This window comes from Paenibacillus sp. 102 (assembly GCF_039549175.1).
GTDB lineage: Bacteria > Bacillota > Bacilli > Bacillales > Bacillaceae_G > Bacillus_A.
On the sequence record NZ_JBCGHT010000001.1, the window covers coordinates 36,674 to 57,194 of the forward strand.

At 37.1% G+C, this 20,521-nt stretch carries 22 protein-coding genes and 2 pseudogenes; 5 read left to right on the forward strand and 19 right to left on the reverse strand.

Features of this window, described 5'->3' with window-relative positions; genetic code table 11:
* Positions 1–154: 154 nt before the first annotated feature.
* Positions 155–1,234, forward strand: coding sequence for a DUF3900 domain-containing protein (locus AAIE21_RS00195; RefSeq protein ID WP_343264930.1), 1,080 nt, complete (start codon positions 155–157; stop codon positions 1,232–1,234).
* 238 nt (positions 1,235–1,472) lie between these two features.
* Here the strand turns inward: AAIE21_RS00195 and AAIE21_RS00200 are convergent, their stop codons facing one another.
* The 7 genes and pseudogenes from AAIE21_RS00200 to AAIE21_RS00230 form a co-directional block, all read right to left on the reverse strand.
* Positions 1,473–2,318 (reverse strand): exonuclease, encoded by an 846-nt coding sequence (locus AAIE21_RS00200; RefSeq protein ID WP_343264931.1) that lies wholly within the window; start codon positions 2,316–2,318, stop codon positions 1,473–1,475.
* A gap of 323 nt (positions 2,319–2,641) precedes the next feature.
* Positions 2,642–2,842 carry a cold shock-like protein CspB gene (gene cspB, locus AAIE21_RS00205; RefSeq protein WP_001179149.1) on the reverse strand — a complete coding sequence of 67 codons (201 nt, stop codon included), beginning with the start codon at positions 2,840–2,842 and terminating at the stop codon, positions 2,642–2,644.
* A 229-nt stretch (positions 2,843–3,071) separates the two neighbouring features.
* On the reverse strand, positions 3,072–3,971 hold the full coding sequence (locus AAIE21_RS00210; protein WP_343264932.1) for a WD40/YVTN/BNR-like repeat-containing protein: 900 nt from the start codon (positions 3,969–3,971) through the stop codon (positions 3,072–3,074).
* 16 nt (positions 3,972–3,987) lie between these two features.
* Positions 3,988–4,431, reverse strand: a complete 444-nt coding sequence (locus AAIE21_RS00215; protein WP_343264933.1) for a flavodoxin — start codon at positions 4,429–4,431, stop codon at positions 3,988–3,990.
* Positions 4,432–4,607: 176 nt separating this feature from the next.
* A complete protein-coding gene (locus tag AAIE21_RS00220) occupies positions 4,608–5,225 on the reverse strand; it encodes an acetate uptake transporter (RefSeq protein ID WP_033677826.1) in 618 nt (205 codons plus the stop codon).
* A 69-nt stretch (positions 5,226–5,294) separates the two neighbouring features.
* Positions 5,295–5,711, reverse strand: a complete 417-nt coding sequence (locus AAIE21_RS00225) for an NUDIX hydrolase (RefSeq protein WP_343264934.1) — start codon at positions 5,709–5,711, stop codon at positions 5,295–5,297.
* Positions 5,708–6,048 (reverse strand): annotated as a pseudogene (locus tag AAIE21_RS00230) (ASCH domain-containing protein). The gene AAIE21_RS00225 and the pseudogene AAIE21_RS00230 overlap by 4 nt, the downstream one beginning before the upstream one ends.
* Positions 6,049–6,265: 217 nt before the next feature.
* Here AAIE21_RS00230 and ric point away from each other — a divergent pair.
* Both ric and AAIE21_RS00240 read left to right on the forward strand, forming a co-directional pair.
* Positions 6,266–6,973, forward strand: coding sequence for an iron-sulfur cluster repair di-iron protein (gene ric, locus AAIE21_RS00235; protein WP_343264935.1), 708 nt, complete (start codon positions 6,266–6,268; stop codon positions 6,971–6,973).
* A gap of 172 nt (positions 6,974–7,145) precedes the next feature.
* Positions 7,146–7,898: a (S)-benzoin forming benzil reductase gene (locus AAIE21_RS00240; protein WP_343264936.1), complete on the forward strand. Its 753-nt coding sequence runs from the start codon at positions 7,146–7,148 to the stop codon at positions 7,896–7,898.
* Between the two features lie 38 nt (positions 7,899–7,936).
* Here the strand turns inward: AAIE21_RS00240 and AAIE21_RS00245 are convergent, their stop codons facing one another.
* The 6 genes from AAIE21_RS00245 to AAIE21_RS00270 all read right to left on the reverse strand — a co-directional run bounded on the left by AAIE21_RS00245 (position 7,937) and on the right by AAIE21_RS00270 (position 14,482).
* The gene (locus AAIE21_RS00245) at positions 7,937–8,770 is read right to left on the reverse strand and encodes a GNAT family N-acetyltransferase (RefSeq protein WP_343264938.1); all 834 of its coding nucleotides are present in this window, start codon (positions 8,768–8,770) and stop codon (positions 7,937–7,939) included.
* Positions 8,771–8,836: 66 nt separating this feature from the next.
* Positions 8,837–10,345 carry an argininosuccinate lyase gene (argH, locus tag AAIE21_RS00250; RefSeq protein ID WP_343264940.1) on the reverse strand — a complete coding sequence of 503 codons (1,509 nt, stop codon included), beginning with the start codon at positions 10,343–10,345 and terminating at the stop codon, positions 8,837–8,839.
* A 125-nt stretch (positions 10,346–10,470) separates the two neighbouring features.
* On the reverse strand, positions 10,471–11,580 hold the full coding sequence (locus AAIE21_RS00255; protein WP_343264942.1) for a serine hydrolase: 1,110 nt from the start codon (positions 11,578–11,580) through the stop codon (positions 10,471–10,473).
* A gap of 119 nt (positions 11,581–11,699) precedes the next feature.
* Positions 11,700–12,632 carry a nucleoside hydrolase gene (locus AAIE21_RS00260; RefSeq protein ID WP_343264943.1) on the reverse strand — a complete coding sequence of 311 codons (933 nt, stop codon included), beginning with the start codon at positions 12,630–12,632 and terminating at the stop codon, positions 11,700–11,702.
* 137 nt (positions 12,633–12,769) lie between these two features.
* The gene (gene panF / locus AAIE21_RS00265; protein ID WP_343264944.1) at positions 12,770–14,200 is read right to left on the reverse strand and encodes a sodium/pantothenate symporter; all 1,431 of its coding nucleotides are present in this window, start codon (positions 14,198–14,200) and stop codon (positions 12,770–12,772) included.
* Between the two features lie 3 nt (positions 14,201–14,203).
* Positions 14,204–14,482 carry a YhdT family protein gene (locus AAIE21_RS00270; protein ID WP_343264945.1) on the reverse strand — a complete coding sequence of 93 codons (279 nt, stop codon included), beginning with the start codon at positions 14,480–14,482 and terminating at the stop codon, positions 14,204–14,206.
* Positions 14,483–14,756: 274 nt separating this feature from the next.
* Between AAIE21_RS00270 and AAIE21_RS00275 the strand changes: the two genes are divergently transcribed.
* Both AAIE21_RS00275 and AAIE21_RS00280 read left to right on the forward strand, forming a co-directional pair.
* Complete coding sequence (locus AAIE21_RS00275; RefSeq protein ID WP_336453817.1) at positions 14,757–16,241, forward strand: aldehyde dehydrogenase family protein; 1,485 nt, start codon at positions 14,757–14,759, stop codon at positions 16,239–16,241.
* A 487-nt stretch (positions 16,242–16,728) separates the two neighbouring features.
* Complete coding sequence (locus AAIE21_RS00280) at positions 16,729–17,193, forward strand: DinB family protein (RefSeq protein WP_343264947.1); 465 nt, start codon at positions 16,729–16,731, stop codon at positions 17,191–17,193.
* Between the two features lie 215 nt (positions 17,194–17,408).
* Here the strand turns inward: AAIE21_RS00280 and AAIE21_RS00285 are convergent.
* The 6 genes and pseudogenes from AAIE21_RS00285 to AAIE21_RS00310 all read right to left on the reverse strand — a co-directional run bounded on the left by AAIE21_RS00285 (position 17,409) and on the right by AAIE21_RS00310 (position 20,429).
* Positions 17,409–17,764, reverse strand: a pseudogene (locus AAIE21_RS00285) (Tn3 family transposase).
* A 34-nt stretch (positions 17,765–17,798) separates the two neighbouring features.
* The gene (locus tag AAIE21_RS00290) at positions 17,799–18,002 is read right to left on the reverse strand and encodes a carboxymuconolactone decarboxylase family protein (protein ID WP_343264948.1); all 204 of its coding nucleotides are present in this window, start codon (positions 18,000–18,002) and stop codon (positions 17,799–17,801) included.
* A gap of 10 nt (positions 18,003–18,012) precedes the next feature.
* Positions 18,013–18,762, reverse strand: coding sequence for an ABC transporter permease (locus AAIE21_RS00295; RefSeq protein WP_343264949.1), 750 nt, complete (start codon positions 18,760–18,762; stop codon positions 18,013–18,015).
* Positions 18,763–19,524, reverse strand: coding sequence for an ABC transporter ATP-binding protein (locus AAIE21_RS00300; RefSeq protein ID WP_343264950.1), 762 nt, complete (start codon positions 19,522–19,524; stop codon positions 18,763–18,765).
* 171 nt (positions 19,525–19,695) lie between these two features.
* Entirely contained in the window at positions 19,696–20,037 is a 342-nt protein-coding gene (locus tag AAIE21_RS00305; protein WP_017151751.1) for a DUF1048 domain-containing protein, read from the reverse strand.
* 71 nt (positions 20,038–20,108) lie between these two features.
* A complete protein-coding gene (locus tag AAIE21_RS00310) occupies positions 20,109–20,429 on the reverse strand; it encodes a PadR family transcriptional regulator (protein ID WP_033796096.1) in 321 nt (106 codons plus the stop codon).
* Between the last annotated feature and the right edge of the window lie 92 nt (positions 20,430–20,521).

Here is a 20,521-nt window from a genome sequence, read left to right on the forward strand (position 1 = left end):
AATAAAGAACTATATAAGGAAGGGACTCTCCCTTCCTATATTCTCAATTAGCAGATAGTAAATCTCCAATATTCGTTTTACTTTATTAAATTGACGAAAGTTTTCTCCATCTCTATACTGATAAGAGTCAATGAAATGAAACAAGGTGATAAATATGGATTTTGAAATAAATTTTCTCTCCTTCTATGTTGTACAAGTAGAAGGAAAAGGCGAACAAGCAGATAAGCGATATAAACATTTCCAAACGTTAGATGCTGAAGAATACGAAGACAGCCCTTTAAAAGAATTCTTAGATGGCGAATTATTAAAAATCTCTAAGCGAAAAGTAGAACGTCACGCAAAAACCGAACAAGCCCCAACAAAGATTGGACGATTTATTGTAGAAACTGGACACGAATTCGATTCAAATCCTCATTATAATTTGTTCAACCGCATTCGCTTTGCGGAAACAAAAGAAAATTTCAAAGATATGAGCGAACCTCTCGTTTATACATATATCGATACGAGTGCCGTACGAGGCGGTGTATTTTTAGTTGTTCAAGCAAAACTACGTAAATACTTTGACGATCCATTCGTATTCGTCATGAAGTGTGACTTTGAGCCAAAAGTTGCTTCTATTTCTGACGAAGCAACACTGATTCGCAACGTTGAAATGGCCATTACGACAAAGAATATGAAATCTATCCAATACCCATACATGCCGGAAGAGGGAATTGTCGAAGTAGGCGAACTAAAAATACACCAAGCATCACACGCTCGTTACTTCGAAGATTTCTTAAAATTCGTTGAGTACGAACGCTCTATGCCTGAAATTATGAAAACACAAGTTATGGACATGGTATACGACCAAATTGAAGATGTCTTCGAAGAAGGTACAGAAGAACGTGAACAATTCGACCAAGCGATGGAAGTATGGGCAGCAAGTCCGAAGCGTGAAATCATGGAGCAATTTTCAACTGAAGAAGTAATGGAAGCAACCGCACAAATTGTGGAGCATGCTCCTGAGGTTGAGCTGAAAGTAAAAGCAGATCATATTTCTGTGAAGGCACTACTTGCCGATTTCGGAGACCAGATTCATATTGCGAAGGTAAATGATCGATATGTACTGATGATTGAGGCGGATACACTTACGTTTGAGAAAGGATTCTCTCCTATTGAGTTTTTGAAGCCGGACGAGCTGCAGGATGTGATTGAGCGGATTGAGAAAAAAGCTTCAAATCCACATGAATATTAAATCAATCACTAAAAGTTACAGTCCTACTCACAAAAAACAGTTATGTTCTCTCATTCAATTTAATAATGTTTAAAGACGTCCATGTCCTGGTTTTTATTGAGCGCTAATCTGTAGCGCTCTTTTATTTTCACTCACATTCCTACACCTTAGTTATACATCATATCCGTATTTAAAATGGACCAACATGTAAAAAAATAAATCTTTTATATTTATTTACACGAACACTTTTAACTTTTGGCTATGCGTCATTTTTTTTGTTATTTATCTCTTCTAATACGCACAACTGCTGCTCACCTTTCTTTACAGCCATAGTAAAGTAATTTTGTAAAAGCACGATCGTATCATCATGAATATAATATCGTTCTACTATATTCTCCCATGTCTTGCTATGTTGAAAATCATCCCAAGTAAATGGGGTGTGTTCTTTTTTCTTTAATTCTTTAAATACCCATCTCTTCATTTTCTTTTTTGCTTTTTCAGTTAACACACCGTTCTTTGTAAGTACGAGCTCTTCATTTCTTTTATACCGTTTATAAATATCCTTTTCCCTCGATACTTTAAGAAAGATATTTACAGTATTCTTAGCGTCTGCATAAGCACGGTGCTGTTTCCCTTCCCATTCTAAAGAAAATTGTTCCACCGCGGATTTCAAACTTGGTGTATGTATAAACAATTGCTCATATGCGTGAAATACAAATTTTTGCAAATCAAATTTTCTTTCATTCTCTATATTAGGGCATTCTATATGATGTAACTTACAATCTTGCGCAAGAAATTTATAGTCTTCCTTTCCCCATGTTATAAACATATAATCATCTCCAGCAAATTGAAGGAATCGCTCCATTACCTTCGGAAACATTTCTACCTCTTTTAAATCTTGCTTTGTAATACCTGTTAATTTTGTTGTATGGCGGGTTAGAGGTGCGGTTGGTTTAACAAGTGAAGCAAATCGTCCTATAATACGCATTGTACTTGCTTCTACTTTGATTGCTCCAATATCAACAACTTCCAATGGATTTTGCGATTTATAAGGTCCAAAATTTCTTTCAACATCAAATACAATATAATATTTAGGTTCATTCAAGTCACATACCTCTTTCTTGTTTCATTATATTTTTTAACTATATAATCCCCACTGTACAAATGCACAAAACAAAATTTCTAAAAAAGATTATGTACTATCATTTGAATATCAAGATAAAAAAATACTCGGATTTTTCACATAAAACTTTAATCAGTGTTTTTCTTCATCTTCCAACTATTCCCTTCTCCTTTTCAAAATTTTGAAGTAAAAATATTATCACTCACGAATAGCGCGAGTAACATATATATTAAAGAGTATAATGAATCAAGTCCGATAAAAAACAAAAAAAAGGAGAAGGGCAAGCCCTTCTCCTTTTCATTCAATTACTTCTTAACTACGTTAGTAGCTTGTGGTCCACGGTTACCTTGTTCTACTTCGAAAGTAACTTCTTGACCTTCTTCTAAAGTTTTGAAGCCGTCGCCTTGGATAGCTGAGAAATGAACGAATACGTCTTCTCCGCCTTCAACTTCGATGAAACCGAAACCTTTTTCTGAGTTAAACCATTTTACTTTACCGTTTTGCATGAAAAAATCCTCCTACAATGTACCTATATGTACATATTCATTTTCGACCACTTTACAACAATAATAAAGACATTAAAAAACTGCAACCGCAAAGGAGATTTAACATTGCTATCCTCCTTTGAAGTTACAGCTCATTTAAATCTCTATATTATTAAAAGTAAAATGGTTTATAATCACTATATCATATCAATATAATAAAAGTAAAGCTGAATTTTATTTTTTACACATTTTACACAATTTTTTTTTGCCACTGCATCACTTTTGATTCTCCTGACCCAGCTACAACATAGCCTTCATCCTGATTAACAATGCGCCATCCGTGACCTTTAATAGATCCACATACCGTTACCGTGCCTTCATCTAGGAGCACACGACATACTGTACTAATTCCAGCTTTATTCTGTGTAGATGTTGTATATAATACTTGTTGATCAACACTCAAATCTAAATAGCTACTTGCTTTTTGTTCACTTTGACATGTATGCCAATTTAATTTTTTCTTTTTGATAATCTCATCTATCATACAAAAAGAAATATTCCCACTTATTCCTCTGCAAGATCCACTCGCTACTACTAAGTAGGAATTATGTAACGTCAACGCAGAAATCATTTGGTTCGTTGCTATTTTAATTCTTTTTAACTTACGCTTTTGCAAGTCAAAAAGCCAAACACCACCATACTTCGCATGAATTTTTGTACCAATAAATAAATAGTGTTTGTATAAAAATAACGAACGAATTGATGGTGCACCACTACCATAACAAAGAAATGGATGAATGGTTTCCCAAGTAGCACCGAAGTTATTAGAAAGATATAAAGTTTTATCTCCATGTGCAATAACTGTCCCACTCTCATTATTACATACATTCCAACTTGTTGCCTTTGTTGGAAAACGTTGAATCGTCCAGTTGTCACCACAATCCATACTACGAATAAAAAACCCTTCGTCGCCTACACCATAAATTACATTACCACTACTCTGTAAATCCCGAATCCTTTTTTGAAACCCGGTTAAAATCCGTTTCCATTTCCCATCTTGTTCAATGAATAATCCATCATATGTAGTGGCTAACATGAGTTTCCCATCTTCTAATTTCGTTACGGCAGTTGCACTTAACATTGTTTCCACGATGACACTCCCATTCCTAGATCTTTTCAGCAAAAGCGATTGCAAAGTTACTGCATTTCTCGATATCTTCTTCCTCTTCTGGAGCTAACTCAATTTTCAATCCTTCTTGTACAAGCTCTGCCCCACATTCTACAAGACGTTCCTCAAAAATTGTTACAGCTTCACAAAACTGCTCATAAGCCGTATCACCAGATCCAAATACAGCAACTTTTTTTCCAGCTAAATCTATACTTTCTAAATCATCATGAAAATCTTCTGCTTCAAATGGTAGCTCTCCGTCTCCCCACGTATATGATCCCAAAATGATACCATCATATTCTAATAGTTCTTCTGCATCCATTCCTTCCATTTCCTTTAATTCCACTTCATGATTAAATGCATCCAAACTCACTTTAATTAAATCAGCGATACTTTCTGTATTTCCTGACATACTTGCATAAGCTATTAAAATTTTCGCCATGTCAACATCCCCTTTCGCGATTGATTCTTATTCTCATTATATTAATAATGAGAATCAATTTCAATTGTATTTTTTCCTTACCATTAATAAATTTCATGTTTAAAAACAACAATCTTTTAGAAAACAACCTATAAAAAAACACGAATGACCATTCTTGTCATTCGTGTTTTCCATTCTTATTTTTTAAAAATACCAAATGGTTTTCCTACTGGTAATACAACTTTTCCGAAATGTGTATTTAATACAGCAGCTGCTGAACCATAGAAAGATAGTAATGAAATACATAGTTCAGAATACGCTGCTAAATTATGCATAGCATGTGGCATAACACCTAAAGTACTAAATGAAAGACCAATAAATAAGAAATCAATAAGTACAAAAATCATAAATAATACTTTATGTGTTTCCATTGCGCCAATTGTCATGAAAATCGTAAAGATTAAATACCCAATAAAGGCTACACCAAGCTGCTTTGGATCTACAGATTGGGCTAATTTCTCGCCAAATACTCCAAGTTGAATTAACCAAGACGTTCCAACACCTAACCAAAATAGGCCATACGCACCAAATGCAGTTGTACCGAACGTATTGTTATGCTTCGCATCGTGAATACATGCAAAGAGTTGTGCAAATCCTCCTAAAAAGATTGCCCATGGTAATACAAATGAAACACCGTCAGTTAATCCTAATTTTTGTGATGATGCTACAAGTGTTACCATTGCTAATCCAAATAGACCAATTCCAGATGGATCCGCTGTTGTCATTTTTACATGATGCGTAGTTTGATTACTCATAAAAAACCTCCTGATTTTGAACACATACCTGAATACAATACTGAAATCAGAAGGCCATGTCAATGGTTTTTATTGTATGTCGTCAGACTTCGCATTTTTGTAACAATGAACGATCATTTCTGCTACTTCATATGGCTTGATATTTAGATTAAACAGCCCTTTTATAGGAATCCAAACTAGAATGTATCGTCCTCTATCACCCTTTGTAAATTCCTCACCTTTACCTGTACCAAAAACACCACCAATTATACGAGCTTCATAAAAATATTGCGTACCTTTATACTCATACTTCGTTACAAGCTTTTGAATTTCAACCTGCACGCCTAGTTCTTCATAAGCCTCACGTATTGTTGCTTCTTCAGGTGTTTCATTTTCTTCAATTCCTCCACCTGGAAATACAAAGTATACTTCATTGTTTTGGGTACGTTTTATAAGGACAATTTTATTATCCTGTATAATAATAGCCACGCCACGATTTCGACTCATGCTATAACTTCAATACCAATTGCAACGGTTCCCCACTTTTGCTCTTGTTCTTTCGTATATATTTCATATGTACTTGCTAACATTTCTTCTAGACTCCAGTTGGCACAGTCCATCAGCTTTTTATCAATATCCTTATATATTTCTTCAAATGTTTTATAACATTTCAATTCCGTTACCTTTACACAAATGATTTCTTTTGTTGTTACATTTGTAAATTCGATTTTATCTTCTATTTGTATATTTTGACGCTTCTTATCATATAAGCGTACTTCAAACACTTTTTTCCACATTGAATAGATTGAAACGGTTCATTATATAAATTCATTTTATGTTTCATTTCCTCACCACCTTGAGTCATTATAACATGAACATTTCAAACGCTTTTTTCATTTGCTACTGAAAATCCAACCAAATTTATCCCGCATTAACGGATAGCCCCCCCACATGTACAAAACATTCATGAATTCTTCACCATATTTGTGATTATAATCACTTCAATCTTTTTTCTAAAACATTATGCTAAAAACATACAAATGAACAGAGGAGTGTTTGATATGGCTATACCTTTTACAAAAACATCTATTGTAGGTGAAATTGTTACCACTTTTCCACAAGCAAGTGATTTATTTAAAAAACATCGTATCGACTTTTGTTGTGGCGGAGACAAGACAATTGAAGTAGCGACACAAACAAAAGAAATTTCTCCTGATGAACTTTTAAAAACATTAAATGAACAATATACTTTATATCAATCGAAAAATAATGAATCTACAAACTGGAATGAAGTTAGTTTTTCTACACTAATTGATCATATTATCCAAACACATCATCGCTATATTCAAGAAGAATTACCACAACTGAGTCCGTATGTAACAAAAGTATTTCGCGTACATGGTCAAACAGAGTCGCATTTAAGTACCATGCACCGACTTTTTCATGAATTAAAATTAGAACTTGAACAACATATTATCAAAGAAGAAACACTTGTATTCCCGCTTATCAGAAAATACGAACAAAATCCAACTCAAGAAAATTTAGTTTTGGCAATCGAAAGACTTGAAGAATTAGAACAAGAGCATGATGGAGCTGGCGATCTTATAAAAGAATTGCGAAGCATTACAAATGATTTCACTCCTCCAGAGCATGCTTGTCGCACATATCGTATGGTTTATAATCGTCTAGAAGATTTTGAATCTGATTTATTCCAACACGTACATCTTGAAAACAATATTTTATTCAAGCGATTACTTTCTATCAAATAAAATGAAGAAGCAGCGAGGACTATTTCTCGCTGCTTATCTTTCTCCTTAACTCCAACTATAATCTGTTACTAATTACTCCATTTCTCCAAAAAAACCTCTATACTATATAAATAGATTACGCACACCGCATAATCAAAAAAATCTATATATAAGGAGAGGAGTTCAACAAACGATGCGTTATGTTATTGTAACAGGTACTTCACAAGGATTGGGCGAGGCTATCGCTACACAATTACTAGAAAAAAATACACGACTTATTTGTATTTCTAGAAGACAAAATGAAAAACTTCTTGAAAAAGCAAAACAAAAAGGTATTTCTATCACATTTCACTCAGTCGATCTCCAAGATGTACATCATTTAGAAACTCATTTTGAAACTATCTTTTCATCCATTGAAGAAGAGAATGTCTCATCTATTCATTTAATTAATAACGCAGGTACACTTGCGCCAATGAAACCGATTGAAAAATCAGAGAGTGAACTTTTAATTGCAAATGTACAAATTAATTTAATTGCACCAATGATTCTTACTTCTTCGTTTATGAAACATACAAAGGATTGGAAAGTGGACAAACGTGTTATAAATATTTCTTCAGGAGCTGGTCAAAAACCGTACTTTGGATGGGGAGCTTATTGTACAACGAAAGCTGGCGTGAACATGTTTACACAATGTGTTGCTACAGAAGAAGCAGAAAAAGAATATCCAGTAAAAACGATTGCCTTTGCACCAGGTGTTGTGGATACAAATATGCAGCAGCAAATTCGCCAAACAGAAAAAGAAGATTTTACTAACTTAGATCGATTTATCGCTTTAAAAGAAGAAGGAAAATTACTTTCTCCTGAGTATGTGGCTAAAGCTGTTGTTCATCTATTAGAAACTAAGAACTTTGAACAAGGTGGCGTCATTCGGATTGATGAAAAATAGTTTCATAATAAAAGGCTCGCTTGTGTGTGAGCCTTTTATTACATCGGTTCTAAAAATAGTAAGACAGATTCCATTATGAATTCATACCCTACTTCTTGATAAATTTTATTCGACGTTGGATTTGCTAAGTCCGTATATAATGTAGTTGTTTTATAACCTTGATCTAACATGTACTGACTAAGGGCAGCTACACAGTTAGAAGCGTGCCCTTTCTTTCGTGCTTCTTTTGGCGTATATACAAAGTTAACTGTAATATTACTCTTAGTCGGTCTTGTTATGGCAGCTACCGAAACCAACTCTCCATCTACTTCCAAGCCGAATAATCGCTTTGTACTTACTAATGCATATGCCGTTTGTTTCGCATCTTCTGCTGTAGTAGGTAAATGAACATCTTCACAAAATTGATGCACCCACTCTTCTATAAATGGTAGCTCATCATCATTTACTTGACGGAAAATACCCTGTTCATTCCATTGCTTCTTTACTTTTTCCAGCTTATATATCCCTTGATTCATGCGAATAGAAAGTTTCTTTTGCTCTAGTTGCGCAATCTCTTCCGCTAATTGTGTCACTACTCTCTTTTCTCCAATCAATCCAGGTATGTTGGGATACACCGTTACTAATTGTTTTGCTATTTCCTTTACCTCCTCCCTCGAAGCTACGGATTTAGCAACAATCATTTGTTTTCTCTCAGTTTGAAGAAATATAAGTATGGTGTTTTCATTTCGCTTTGCCGCTGCCATAAATAGCGGATTTTCTACAGACTGCAATACCCCTAATATTAAATTATTTTCTTGTTCATTCCTTTCTAAAATAGGAACAAAATCCTTCTTAAAATGAGAAATATCTTCATACACCTGTAATTGAATCATCAATATTCTCTTCCTTCTATTTATATTTTAATAGAATATTGGCGAGTAATTCACTAAATCCTTCTTTTACGATTCAATAATATTTAATAGGATCGTCATGACTTCTTGTTCAGCTTGTGAAATTCGCTGTTTTTCCGTTTCAAATGTAACTTCTTCTTGCTTAAAACGCTCTCTCCTCTTTTGAATCATACGCATCATTTCTTTCTTACTTGTTCCCCCATATACATTCCTTTTCTCAACAAATGCTACCGGCGATATAATATCATCCCACTCTTTTTCTGAAAGTATCACGTGCAAGTTTTCTTGTAAGTACTTATTTACTTCTATAAGTTTTAATTCATGCAACTCTTTTTGTTGCCCCATAGACACTTTTGCAATATCACTTGCAGCATGATGAGCACGCCGGAAAGGAATATTGTAATTCTTTGTTAAGGTATCCGCAAAATCCGTTATCGTAATCGCATGTTTAAACGAGCGGTTTCTTAAAACTTCATCTTCCACCTTCATTGTTCGAATCACTGCATTCATTATACAGAACACACGAATCGCTTTTTCAATTCCTTCATACAAATAAGGCTGCAAATCATCTTCTGTATCAACAATGTCTCCAAACGGTGTATTATGGATCATTTGAAATACAGTGAAAGCTTCACCAAATGCACTGCTAGAGAGAGCACGAGCATGTTCGATTGAAACAGGGTTCCGTTTTTGTGGCATTATGCTGCTGATTTGTACATATGGGGTTGCAACAGTAATCCCATTATATTCTTTTGTTGCTAGTAGTAAGAAATCGTGGAGCCATCTACTCGTATTCGTCATTGTCATCATAAGTACGGAACTGGCTTCCAATAAATAATCAGCACCTGCAACCGCATCATATGAATTCTCAATAACATTTGAAAACCCAAGTAATTGAGCAACTCTCTGTCTGTTAATGGGGAAACTTGTTGTAGAAAGAGCTGCCGCACCCATTGGCGAGTAATTCACAAGATCATATGTCTTCCAAATTCGCTCTAAATCTCTTTGCATCACATCATAGACAGCCAACATATAATGGCCAAATGTTGTTGGTTGAGCAGGCTGCGTATGTGTATAAGCAGGCATAATTGTTTCCATATGGTCATCAGCAAGTTGCAATATACTTTCTTGCAATAAGATAAAATGCTCCATAAAACATAATAGGTAGCGACGTAAACTCATCCGATACATTGTCACTCCCATATCATTACGACTTCTGCCAATATGCATATTACTTACCAGATCATCATTCGCTTCTTTTACAATTAAATGTTCAATTAAAAAAAAGAGATCTTCATGTTCCTGCTCATACAATAATTGATTCTTTGGAATTTGTGCTACTTTCTCTAACGCTATTAAAATAACTTTTGCATCTTCTTGCTTCATTAATTTTTGTTCCATAAGCATGATAATATGAGCACGATGAATCATAAACATCTCTTGCAATAAATAATCTCGCTGAAATTGAAACACATGCTGTAACACACAATTTGCATAGGTTTTTCCAGGGAAATCAGCGCCTTCACTCTTTATAAATGCTTCCTTATCCTGTTTCATCACTTTTTCCCCTTTCGCCCAGTTATTTACTAACCATCATACCCGGAGCTTCTGAAAAGGTGCTTGTATAAAGTGAAACTTTCATTGACTAAACAAAAATAACCCCGATGCCGCGCGCATCGGGGTTATTTAATAACAGTTGCATCATATTTTTCACTTTGTAGCACCTGGAAATGTAAATTCCGCAAGTGTTTACGAAGCTCTATACTATCATCTTCATCCAGTTGATTTGCTAAAAACACAATTTCTGTGCAATTCCCAAGTTTATCAGTAGCATAAACAGCTTTTGCTAATGTCCATGGTGTATATCCATTTTTTTGTCCAGCATGTCTGAATGACTTACGGTACTTCTTGGCTTTCATATCTGTTTCAACGAGATTCGCCCATTCTTTTTCTTCATCCTTTGTAAAACCTTTTTTATGATTCGCTTTTTCCAAAAGCACCATATAATCATTTGCAGATGCAGCTGGCAGCTTATCTGACCATATTTTTTCATAATTCCCTTCTAAATACAGCGGAATTTCCTTTTGTAACAACGGCCCTTTTTCTTTTAATCGCTCATGTATTATCAAGGCATAACGACGATATTCTTCTGCGGACATTTCTTTTAGCTTTTTCTCTAATTTATTTTTTGGAATATGCAATTCCTTATGCAAATATCCCGGAATGTATAAAGAAGAAACGATAGGAAATAATGGTTGGTGTGAAGGAAGTGATAGGTTTTGTAAATTTTGATTAATATGGTCTAGTCCAAGTAGCTCCATTAAATATTCTGTATTTGCATTTGAACTAAACTTCACCATTCCTTTCGCAACTTCTTCTAAGGACACTGCATTTCCATCTATTTTATCAGTTCTTATTAAATACTTTTGCCAACGATCCTGCGCACCACCATCTGTATTTGGAACATAATAACGATTTACATCATCAATTGATACATAACTACTCGGGTCAATTCTTCCATCTACGACTTGTTTCGTAAATTCAAATGCGACAATTAACTTCATCGTGCTCGCAACTGGTAACACAACATTGGGATTTACAGAATAAACAATTTTATCATTTCGCTTTATAAGTAAGGCGCTATTTTTTTCATCTTTATGTTCTTCAACAAATGAGGCAATAAATTGAGCATCATCATTATTAGAGCTCCAAACTTTTTTCGCTAAAAAGTTACCCGATATAAGCACTATGAATACACCAATGATTCCCGCACATATTATAACTTTTCTCAAGTGAATTCCCTCTCCTAATTTACATCTTTTACCTGTTATATATAGTTATAAACAAAACAATAGAGACGATTGCCTAAATAATCGTCTCTATTATTTTAACTTGTCGTCTCCTATTATGTCTATGTCATAATTCGAACAAAGTTTTCAACAAATTTCTTATAATTTAATTTCCATCCAATTCTCACCCAATCTTTAAGAGCTTTTGCATCAGGTTGAGACCTGAAATCAGCAATACTTTCCCCCTTTGCACTCCCTTCTAAATCCACGTCTACTTTCCGGTATACATATTCAATAATAGAAGGGTTTACAACCGCCATCATTGTAACAACATCGTGAATGGGACTCCCAGTAATTTTCGGATTTATCTTCTTATATGCTTTATAATAATACTTAAAAATAGGATCAATTAATTCCCTAAATTTTGTTTTTGAATGTTTCGTTATATATTGAACAGTTTCTGGTGTAATAATAGCATCCTTGGTAACATTGAGTGGAATTAGCGTCAAATTCTTTGCATAGTGTGTCACAACATTTGCAGCAAGTGCATCCCCATGAAAATTCGCCTCCGCTACAGGTGTTACATTCCCTGGAATAAGGAAGGCACCACCCATGATGTAATATTCTTTTACATCTTGCATTACATCTTTTCCTAATATAAATGCAGTTGCTAAACTTGTTGCCCTCCCTGCATCAACAATAATAATTTCTTTTTTATAGCGTTCAATAATGTCAAAGATTGTGCAAAACGATTTAATATTTGGTTGAATGGTTTTCGGAGGGCGAATTGGCCCCAACCCTTCCGCTCCATGAATTTCAGGATAATATGTCGTAAATTCACCCGACAATGGCATTTTCGCTCCATTTATAATCGGTATATCTTCTCTACCTGCTAGTTGCATTAAATACGCCGCATTGCTCGTTGCTTGCTCTTGTGTTACATTTCCATATCCAGTTACAATCCCAACAATTTCAATCTCAGGATGTAACAGCCCATACATAATGGCTAAAGAATCATCAATGCCAGGATCCCCTAAAAAAAGTACCTTTTTCATAGGTCTCAACTCCATCCCATCAATTGTTACTACTGTATGAATAAGCAAAAGAATGCAGAATAAAAAACTTAATTTTAATCATAAAAAACCGCAGCGCTTTTCATCTTTGAAAGCACTGCGGTTTTGTTTTATTGTTTCTATTCTTTTTTCATCGTCAATACACTACCGATTATATAAGCGATAAAAGCAAAACAAATCGGAAAGACTACTGTATGTATATGGAACGGATTTGGGAACCAAAGATGGATGATTATATAAGAGCCTACTCCAATTAATATGGACGCAAGCGCACCAACTGCATTCCCTCTCTTCCAATATAACCCTAAAACAATAGGCCAAATAAAGGCCGCTTCTAAGCCGCCAAAAGAAAATAAATTTAACCAAATTAAGAACTCCGGTGGTTTAATAGCTGCTGCATACACGAGTAAACCGACGATTCCAGTAATCCACAAGCTTCCTTTTTTAATAACCGTATCAGTAGCCTTTTCATTGATGTAGTTCACATATATATCTTTAATGATTGATGAACTCACAAGTAGTAGAAGTGAATTTACAGTCGACATAATAGCCGCCATTGGGGCAGCCAAAAAGATTCCAGCAAGCCAAGGTGGCAATACCTCCATCGCAAGAAGTGGCATTACTTTATCAGGTACCGTTACACCCGGAAGCACCACGCGTGCAAACACACCTGTTAAGTGCATACCAATCATAATTGTACCCACAACAATTGTTCCGATAATTAATGCTTGGTGCATCGCTTTTGAATTTTTATAAGACATTGCTCGCACACTAATTTGCGGTAATCCAACAACACCAACACCAATTAATATCCAAAATGATGTCACATACGTTTTCGTTAAACTGCCATCCGCTCCAAACGGTGTAATTAAACTAGGATTAATTTGAACGAGTTCTTGTATGATCTTTTCAATTCCGCCACCAGCAATCACTGTTGCAATTAAAATAATTGTCGTACCTGCTAACATAATAATGCCGAGCAACGTGTCAGATAAAGCAACTGCGCGGAATCCACCAATTAAAACGTATACAAGTACAGAAAATGTAAAAAGAAATAAAGACGTTGTATACGAAAGACCCGTTAACGATTCAATTAACCTTCCGCCTCCAACCCACTGAGCAACTGTTGCTGAAAATAAAAAGATAATAATACATAATGCCGAAAGAATGACCACTGCTTTATGATTGTATCTCCCTTTTAAGTAATCAATAAGCGTAATTGCTTCCATCTTTCTTGCAATAATTGCAAATTTTTTACCAATTACCGTCAAGACAATGTAACCCGTTACAACCTGGATTGCTGACAATAATACCCATCCAAGCCCCATATTATATGCAATTCCAGGTCCACCGATAAAACTACTCGCACTACCGTACGTAGCAATCATTGTCATAGCTAATAATAGACCGCCTAGCTCACGTCCTCCAAGAAAGTATTCTTGTAAAAATTTATTATGAGCCGTTGCTTGTACACGTCTTGATGCATATACGCCAATTAAAAATACAACGATAAAAGAAATTATCATTGGAATTATTACGTACCAATTCATTTATCATTCCTCACTTTTTTCTTCCTCATCGAGCGAAATATCTTGAAATGCAAAACGTACAATTAAAATAAGCAGTATAACTACTACTACAAAGCCCACTATACAACTATAAAAAAACCATGCTGGAAAACCTAATACATATGTATATTCACTTGGATCTTTACTACCAAGCCCGTAAGCAAACCCATACCATATTATAAAATTAATAAAAGCAAGTCCAAGACCGATTAACGCTTCTTTATGGGCAACTCGAAAGCGTGGATCATCATGATAATCCTTCATTTTCTTCCTCCTCTCACGATGTATAATTGTAACATTCTTCTTCTAGTTTTTCCTACTAGAAAAGAAAAACTAGAAGGATTTTTTACAAAAATATAGAATTCAATTCCGTATTACATAATTTTTACAATTGTAATGTAAATGAAATTTGAATTTTCAGTCTCTATTATTTATGATTAAAATTAGAGGTCTTTCATCTAGTTTCTTTACAACCTTGTTACAGGAATAAACGCCGTCTCGTACTGCGTTTACATTATATTTTCAAGGGGGTTATACAATGAGTCAACTAGCTGTAAATCTTCATGAAAAAGTCGAAAAGTTTCTTCAAGGAACAAAAAAATTATATGTGAATGGAGCTTTTGTTGAAAGCGCTTCCGGTAAGACGTTTAAAACTCCAAACCCAGCAACTGGTGAAACACTTGCGATTGTTTCAGAAGCTGGTCGCGAAGATATTCATAAAGCTGTAATGGCTGCAAGACAGGCCTTCGATGAAGGTCCTTGGTCACGTATGAGTGGTGCTGAACGAAGCCGTCTGATGTACAAGCTTGCTGATTTAATGGAAGAACATAAAGAGGAACTAGCACAGCTTGAAACATTAGACAACGGAAAACCAATCCGTGAAACGTTAGCAGCAGATATTCCGCTGGCAATTGAACATATGCGTTATTATGCTGGCTGGGCTACAAAAATTGTCGGTCAAACAATTCCAGTCTCCGGTGAATATTTTAACTATACACGTCATGAAGCAGTTGGTGTTGTTGGTCAAATCATTCCATGGAACTTCCCGCTCCTTATGGCGATGTGGAAAATGGGGGCAGCACTTGCAACTGGTTGTACAATTGTGCTAAAACCAGCAGAGCAAACACCTCTTTCCGCTCTATACTTAGCCGAATTATTTGAAGAAGCTGGATTCCCGAAAGGTGTCGTAAATATCGTACCAGGATTCGGCGAGACAGCTGGACAAGCTCTTGTCAATCATCCTCTCGTTGATAAAATTGCATTTACGGGTTCTACTCCTGTCGGTAAACAAATTATGAGACAAGCATCTGAAACATTGAAACGAGTTACATTAGAACTTGGTGGTAAATCACCAAATATCATTTTACCAGATGCTGATTTATCTCGTGCGATTCCAGCAGCCCTTTCTGGCGTTATGTTTAACCAAGGCCAAGTATGCTGCGCTGGGTCACGTTTATTTATTCCAAAGAAAATGTATGATAACGTTATGGCTGACCTTGTTCTTTACTCAAAGAAATTAACACAAGGCGCAGGTCTAGATCCTCAAACTACAATTGGACCTCTTGTTTCTGAAGAACAACAAAAACGCGTTATGGGATACATTGAAAAAGGCATTGAAGAAGGCGCAGAAGTGCTTGTTGGTGGAAACAAGCCATACGAGCAAGGTTATTTCGTCGCTCCAACTGTATTTGCAGACGTAAATGATGAAATGACAATTGCAAAAGAAGAAATTTTTGGTCCTGTCATCTCTGCATTGCCGTTTAATGATATTGATGAAGTAATTGAACGTGCAAATAAATCGTCATTTGGTTTAGCTGCTGGTGTATGGACAGAAAATGTCAAAAATGCACATTACATTGCAAGCAAAGTCCGTGCTGGTACAGTATGGGTAAACTGTTATAACGTATTTGATGCAGCTTCTCCATTTGGTGGATTTAAACAATCTGGTCTTGGCCGCGAAATGGGATCTTATGCATTAAATAACTATACCGAGGTGAAGAGTGTTTGGGTGAACCTGAACTAAATAAGTAGAGCCTGACCAAAGTTTTTTATTTAGAATCAAGGGATGTGCGTTTGGTATATGTATACCAAGAATAATTATATAATGTGCAACATTATATAGATAAAAAGAAGAGGATAGATACAAACAGAGAAATTCTGCTTGTTCTATCCTTTTGTTGTACTACAAATGACTTCATTTACTACTACAATGTATTTACTTTTTGTGTATAGATGTGGCTTTAAAACAAAGTTTGATAATTTGTAAAAAAGTTTGATCAAAAATCCTGTGTTGATGTACAGGATTTTTTCTTGTTCCGCAATCGGGCCAGATTGTTGAATATTTGTTATAATAAAGTATAATTCAGAAAATTTTAACTTTTACGTTTCGCCGACTGGCAAAAGTACAAAAAAGCACAAGAGGCCTGAGAAACAGTGGGAAGGTCCAAAGAATTGGTTATTTTGTTGAATGAAAAAAGTTTGTTCAATTTTGTAAAAGTGAGGGAATGCTTATGTCATCTTATTTCTTTGAAAACGGGTTACATGGGGAAAATGCTCATGTTGACCCCTTGGAGGTGTTTGAGGGTTTACGGTGGGAGATGGCTGGGGAAAAACCCGCAAACTGTCCATATTCAGTGTGGCAAATTCTAAACCATATGATTTTCTGGCAAGATTTCTATCTTGCCTACCTTAAAGGTAGGGTGCCCAATCATCCAGAACATGACGAAGACTCATGGCCCGATGAAACAGCTCCGTCATATAAAACCGAGTGGAGTGACACTCTTTTTCTATTCAGTAAGGGGCTAAAGGAAGCTGAAAACGAAGCAAAAAAAGATTTAAAGGAACTGAAAGACGCGGGATTGGAAAGGACTCGTGGTGACCTTTTAGCCACTCTTATGGCACACAACAGTTATCATACCGGGCAGGTAGCACTGATTCGGCAATTAATTGGAGAATGGCCTCCACCTTCTTGGTGATACTTGGTAGCTAACCGGTTACCGTTTTAAGTTTTGAAAGTTCCACAATCGGGCGCGATTGTGGAGCAACATAGATAGGAAATGACCAAACTTTTTTATAAAAGAATGAACCAACTGAAAATATTAAGAGCGTTTATCAAAGGGGTTCAGCCGAGATACGTGTAAAAACGGGTCATAGACTTACTTTTATTTCCAGCCGATGACCCATTTTATGTTTATACTGGTATATTCTCTCCTACTGGTTGAGAGATGTTTGGTAAATCGATGGCATAATCACCAAAACGTTTAATGTGCCTTGTAAGGTATGGACTCAGCATAACAAGATCTTCTCGCGAGAACTTATACCCTTCCTTCATGAGAGACCATAAAATTAGCGTTATATCAACAACATTCTGAAAAATAACAGCATTAGCAACGAAATCATTATATTTAATACGTTTTTCTTGTTCTTCCGGATCATTTTCAGAAATAACCCCATCTCCACCGAAAAAAGCCATTTTGAAAAGCCGTTATATGCCTCAACTTTATTTGTACTAGCTGTTATTTGTTCCCGTAATTTTATATCTGAAATATATTTTAGGAGAAAGACAGTCTTACAACGCGTTCTAGTTCTCTAAATGCTTTATGGGGTAGCGCCAAGCATGCATGGCAAACCTCGCGTTGGAATAAGTGATCGAGCCGCCACCAATCACACCAATTTTGAGGGTTTCCATGATTTCATCGATGGTTGCCCCGGCATTTAAGCAGCCTTCCATGTGATAGCAAATGTACTCATCGCAGTGGCTGACTATTGATATGACTAATCTCATAATGATGTACTTACCCTAACTGACGTTTAAATACTTTACTGGCGAAGAAGTAAGCAATGACCATGATGCCGACGCACCAGGCAAGCGCGATCCAGATACCGTTGCCGACAGACCCTTCATACAAGAGGGCACGAATCGTATTCACGATTGAAGTCACGGGCTGGTTCTCAGCGAACGCACGGACAATTTTAGGCATGGTTTCAGTGGGGACAAAGGCCGAACTGATAAACGGCAGAAAAATCAACGGGTACGAGTAGGCTGTAGCCCCTTCCATAGACTTCGCTGTCAATCCGGGAATGACCGCCAGCCATGTCAGCGCCAGCGTAAACAGCCCGAGTATTCCAGCTACCGCGAGCCAATCCAGGATATCAGCGCTGGAACGGAAGCCCATCAACAGCGCGACGAGGATAACCACTACGACAGTAAGCGCATTGGAAACAAGCGAGGTCAACACGTGAGCCCACAATACCGACGAGCGCTTGATGGGCATGGTAATGAAACGCGCCATCAGCCCGCTCTTTACATCCGTAAACAGCCGCAGTGAAGTGTAAGCGACGCCGGATGCGATAGCCATCAGCAAGATTCCCGGCAATAAATAATTGACGTAGTTGTCCGTGCCTGTCTCTATGGCGCCGCCAAATACGTAGACAAACAGCAGCAGCATCATAATCGGCGTAATCGCCACCGTGATAATCGTATCCGGGCTGCGCATGATGTTGCGCATTAAACGTCCTAGTAATACCCCTGTTTTGCTTTTCATTTACATCTCCTCCTTTTTGCCGATGATTGCGAGGAAGATTTCCTCCAATGTCGGCTGCTTCTCGATGTACTCCACTTTCGCTGGCGGGAACATCTCTTTGAGTTCGGTAAGGGTACCGGTCGTGATGATTTTTCCGCCATGCAGGATGGCGATACGGTCCGCCAGTTGTTCGGCTTCCTCCAGGTACTGGGTCGTCAGCAAGATGGTTGTGCCGCCGCCGGCAAGCTCCTTGACGGTATCCCATACTTCAATCCGCGCTTCAGGGTCAAGCCCTGTCGTCGGTTCGTCGAGAAAAATGACTGCAGGCGTCCCGATCAGGCTCATAGCGATGTCAAGCCGGCGCTTCATCCCGCCGGAATATTTGTCTGCCCGGCGGTTGGCCGCATCGGTTAGGCTGAATCTTGCAAGCAGATTGTCGGCGACTTGAGCGGGATTGGAAACTCCACGCAACTTGGCAATCATTATCAGGTTTTCTCGCCCGGTGAGAATGCCATCTAAAGCTGCGAACTGCCCTGTCAGGCTGATGCTCTGACGAACATGATCCGATTGACGCTGGACGTCAAAGCCGCAAATACCTACTTCGCCGCCATCGAGCTTCATCAGCGTCGAGAGGATGTTGACCGTCGTCGTCTTGCCCGCTCCATTTGAGCCCAGCAGTGCGAAAATTTCGCCACGCTGCACCTCAAAATCCACCCCCTTTAAGACTTTCTTGTCTTTAAAGGATTTTTTTAACCCTTTTACAGAAATCGCTGCATTGCTCATACTTTTTTCCTCCTTATAAAAAGCGCTTTGCGGAGCTAGATTGCCTATACTCTTCTATTTAGTCTTACTGATAATCTGTATTACTTATTACTAGGTTGAAAATATAACTGAATAGCGAAGGCGGCAATTCACATTTGTAACCAGCTAATCAGTCGGTATTATCTATTGAATTTATTTTTTTCTCAATCGCTTCATGATACTCTGATTCAAATCTTCACGATACTTGGAGACATAGGTTTTAGCGTTTGCCACTAGTTCGTCAGCAAAAGACGCCACGTCGTCCCCAGTGATTTCTAGCACTTGTCTACCTTCCGCCGCACCGGCTTCGAACAACTCGATTAATTCATACTGTATGTGTAGCATATCCATCCCGTTGCCCGCTGAGAAATTCCACATGTAGTTTTGAATTTTCTTAAATACAAACTGGTAGTCTTCTGGCAGGGCTCCAACCCGTGCCATCATCATTTTGTACTCTTTTTTATCACCAATCATTTTTTTGAACATTTCCATCATGTTATTTTTCCTCCTTTTTTATAAAGCTGAACAAGACACTCCAAAAATATCGGATGGAATATCTTATGCAGCTAGATTGACTTCAAGACGTTGATTTTTGATGATACAAAATCCCATTTTTCCCAAAACAATTCAAGTTCCTGGCGGCCAGCCTCATTAAGTGAATAAAACTTGCGGGGCGGCCCCATATCTGACGGTTTCTTTTCTATATTCACAAGTTTTTTCTTTTCTAATCGCACGAGGATGGTATATACCGTCCCTTCCACGACTTCGGTAAACCCAAGCTCGTTCAGGCGGCGGGTAATCTCGTAGCCATAGGTTTCATGGCGGCTGATGATTTCCAGCACGCAGCCTTCCAGCGAACCCTTCAGCATTTCAGTTAAATTTTCCATGTTCAGATCCTCCTCTGCCTCCTCTATTTTGTCTGACTTATATTCAGTATAACAGAGTACTAAGGGAATTTTTACTGAATAGCTTTTGAGAA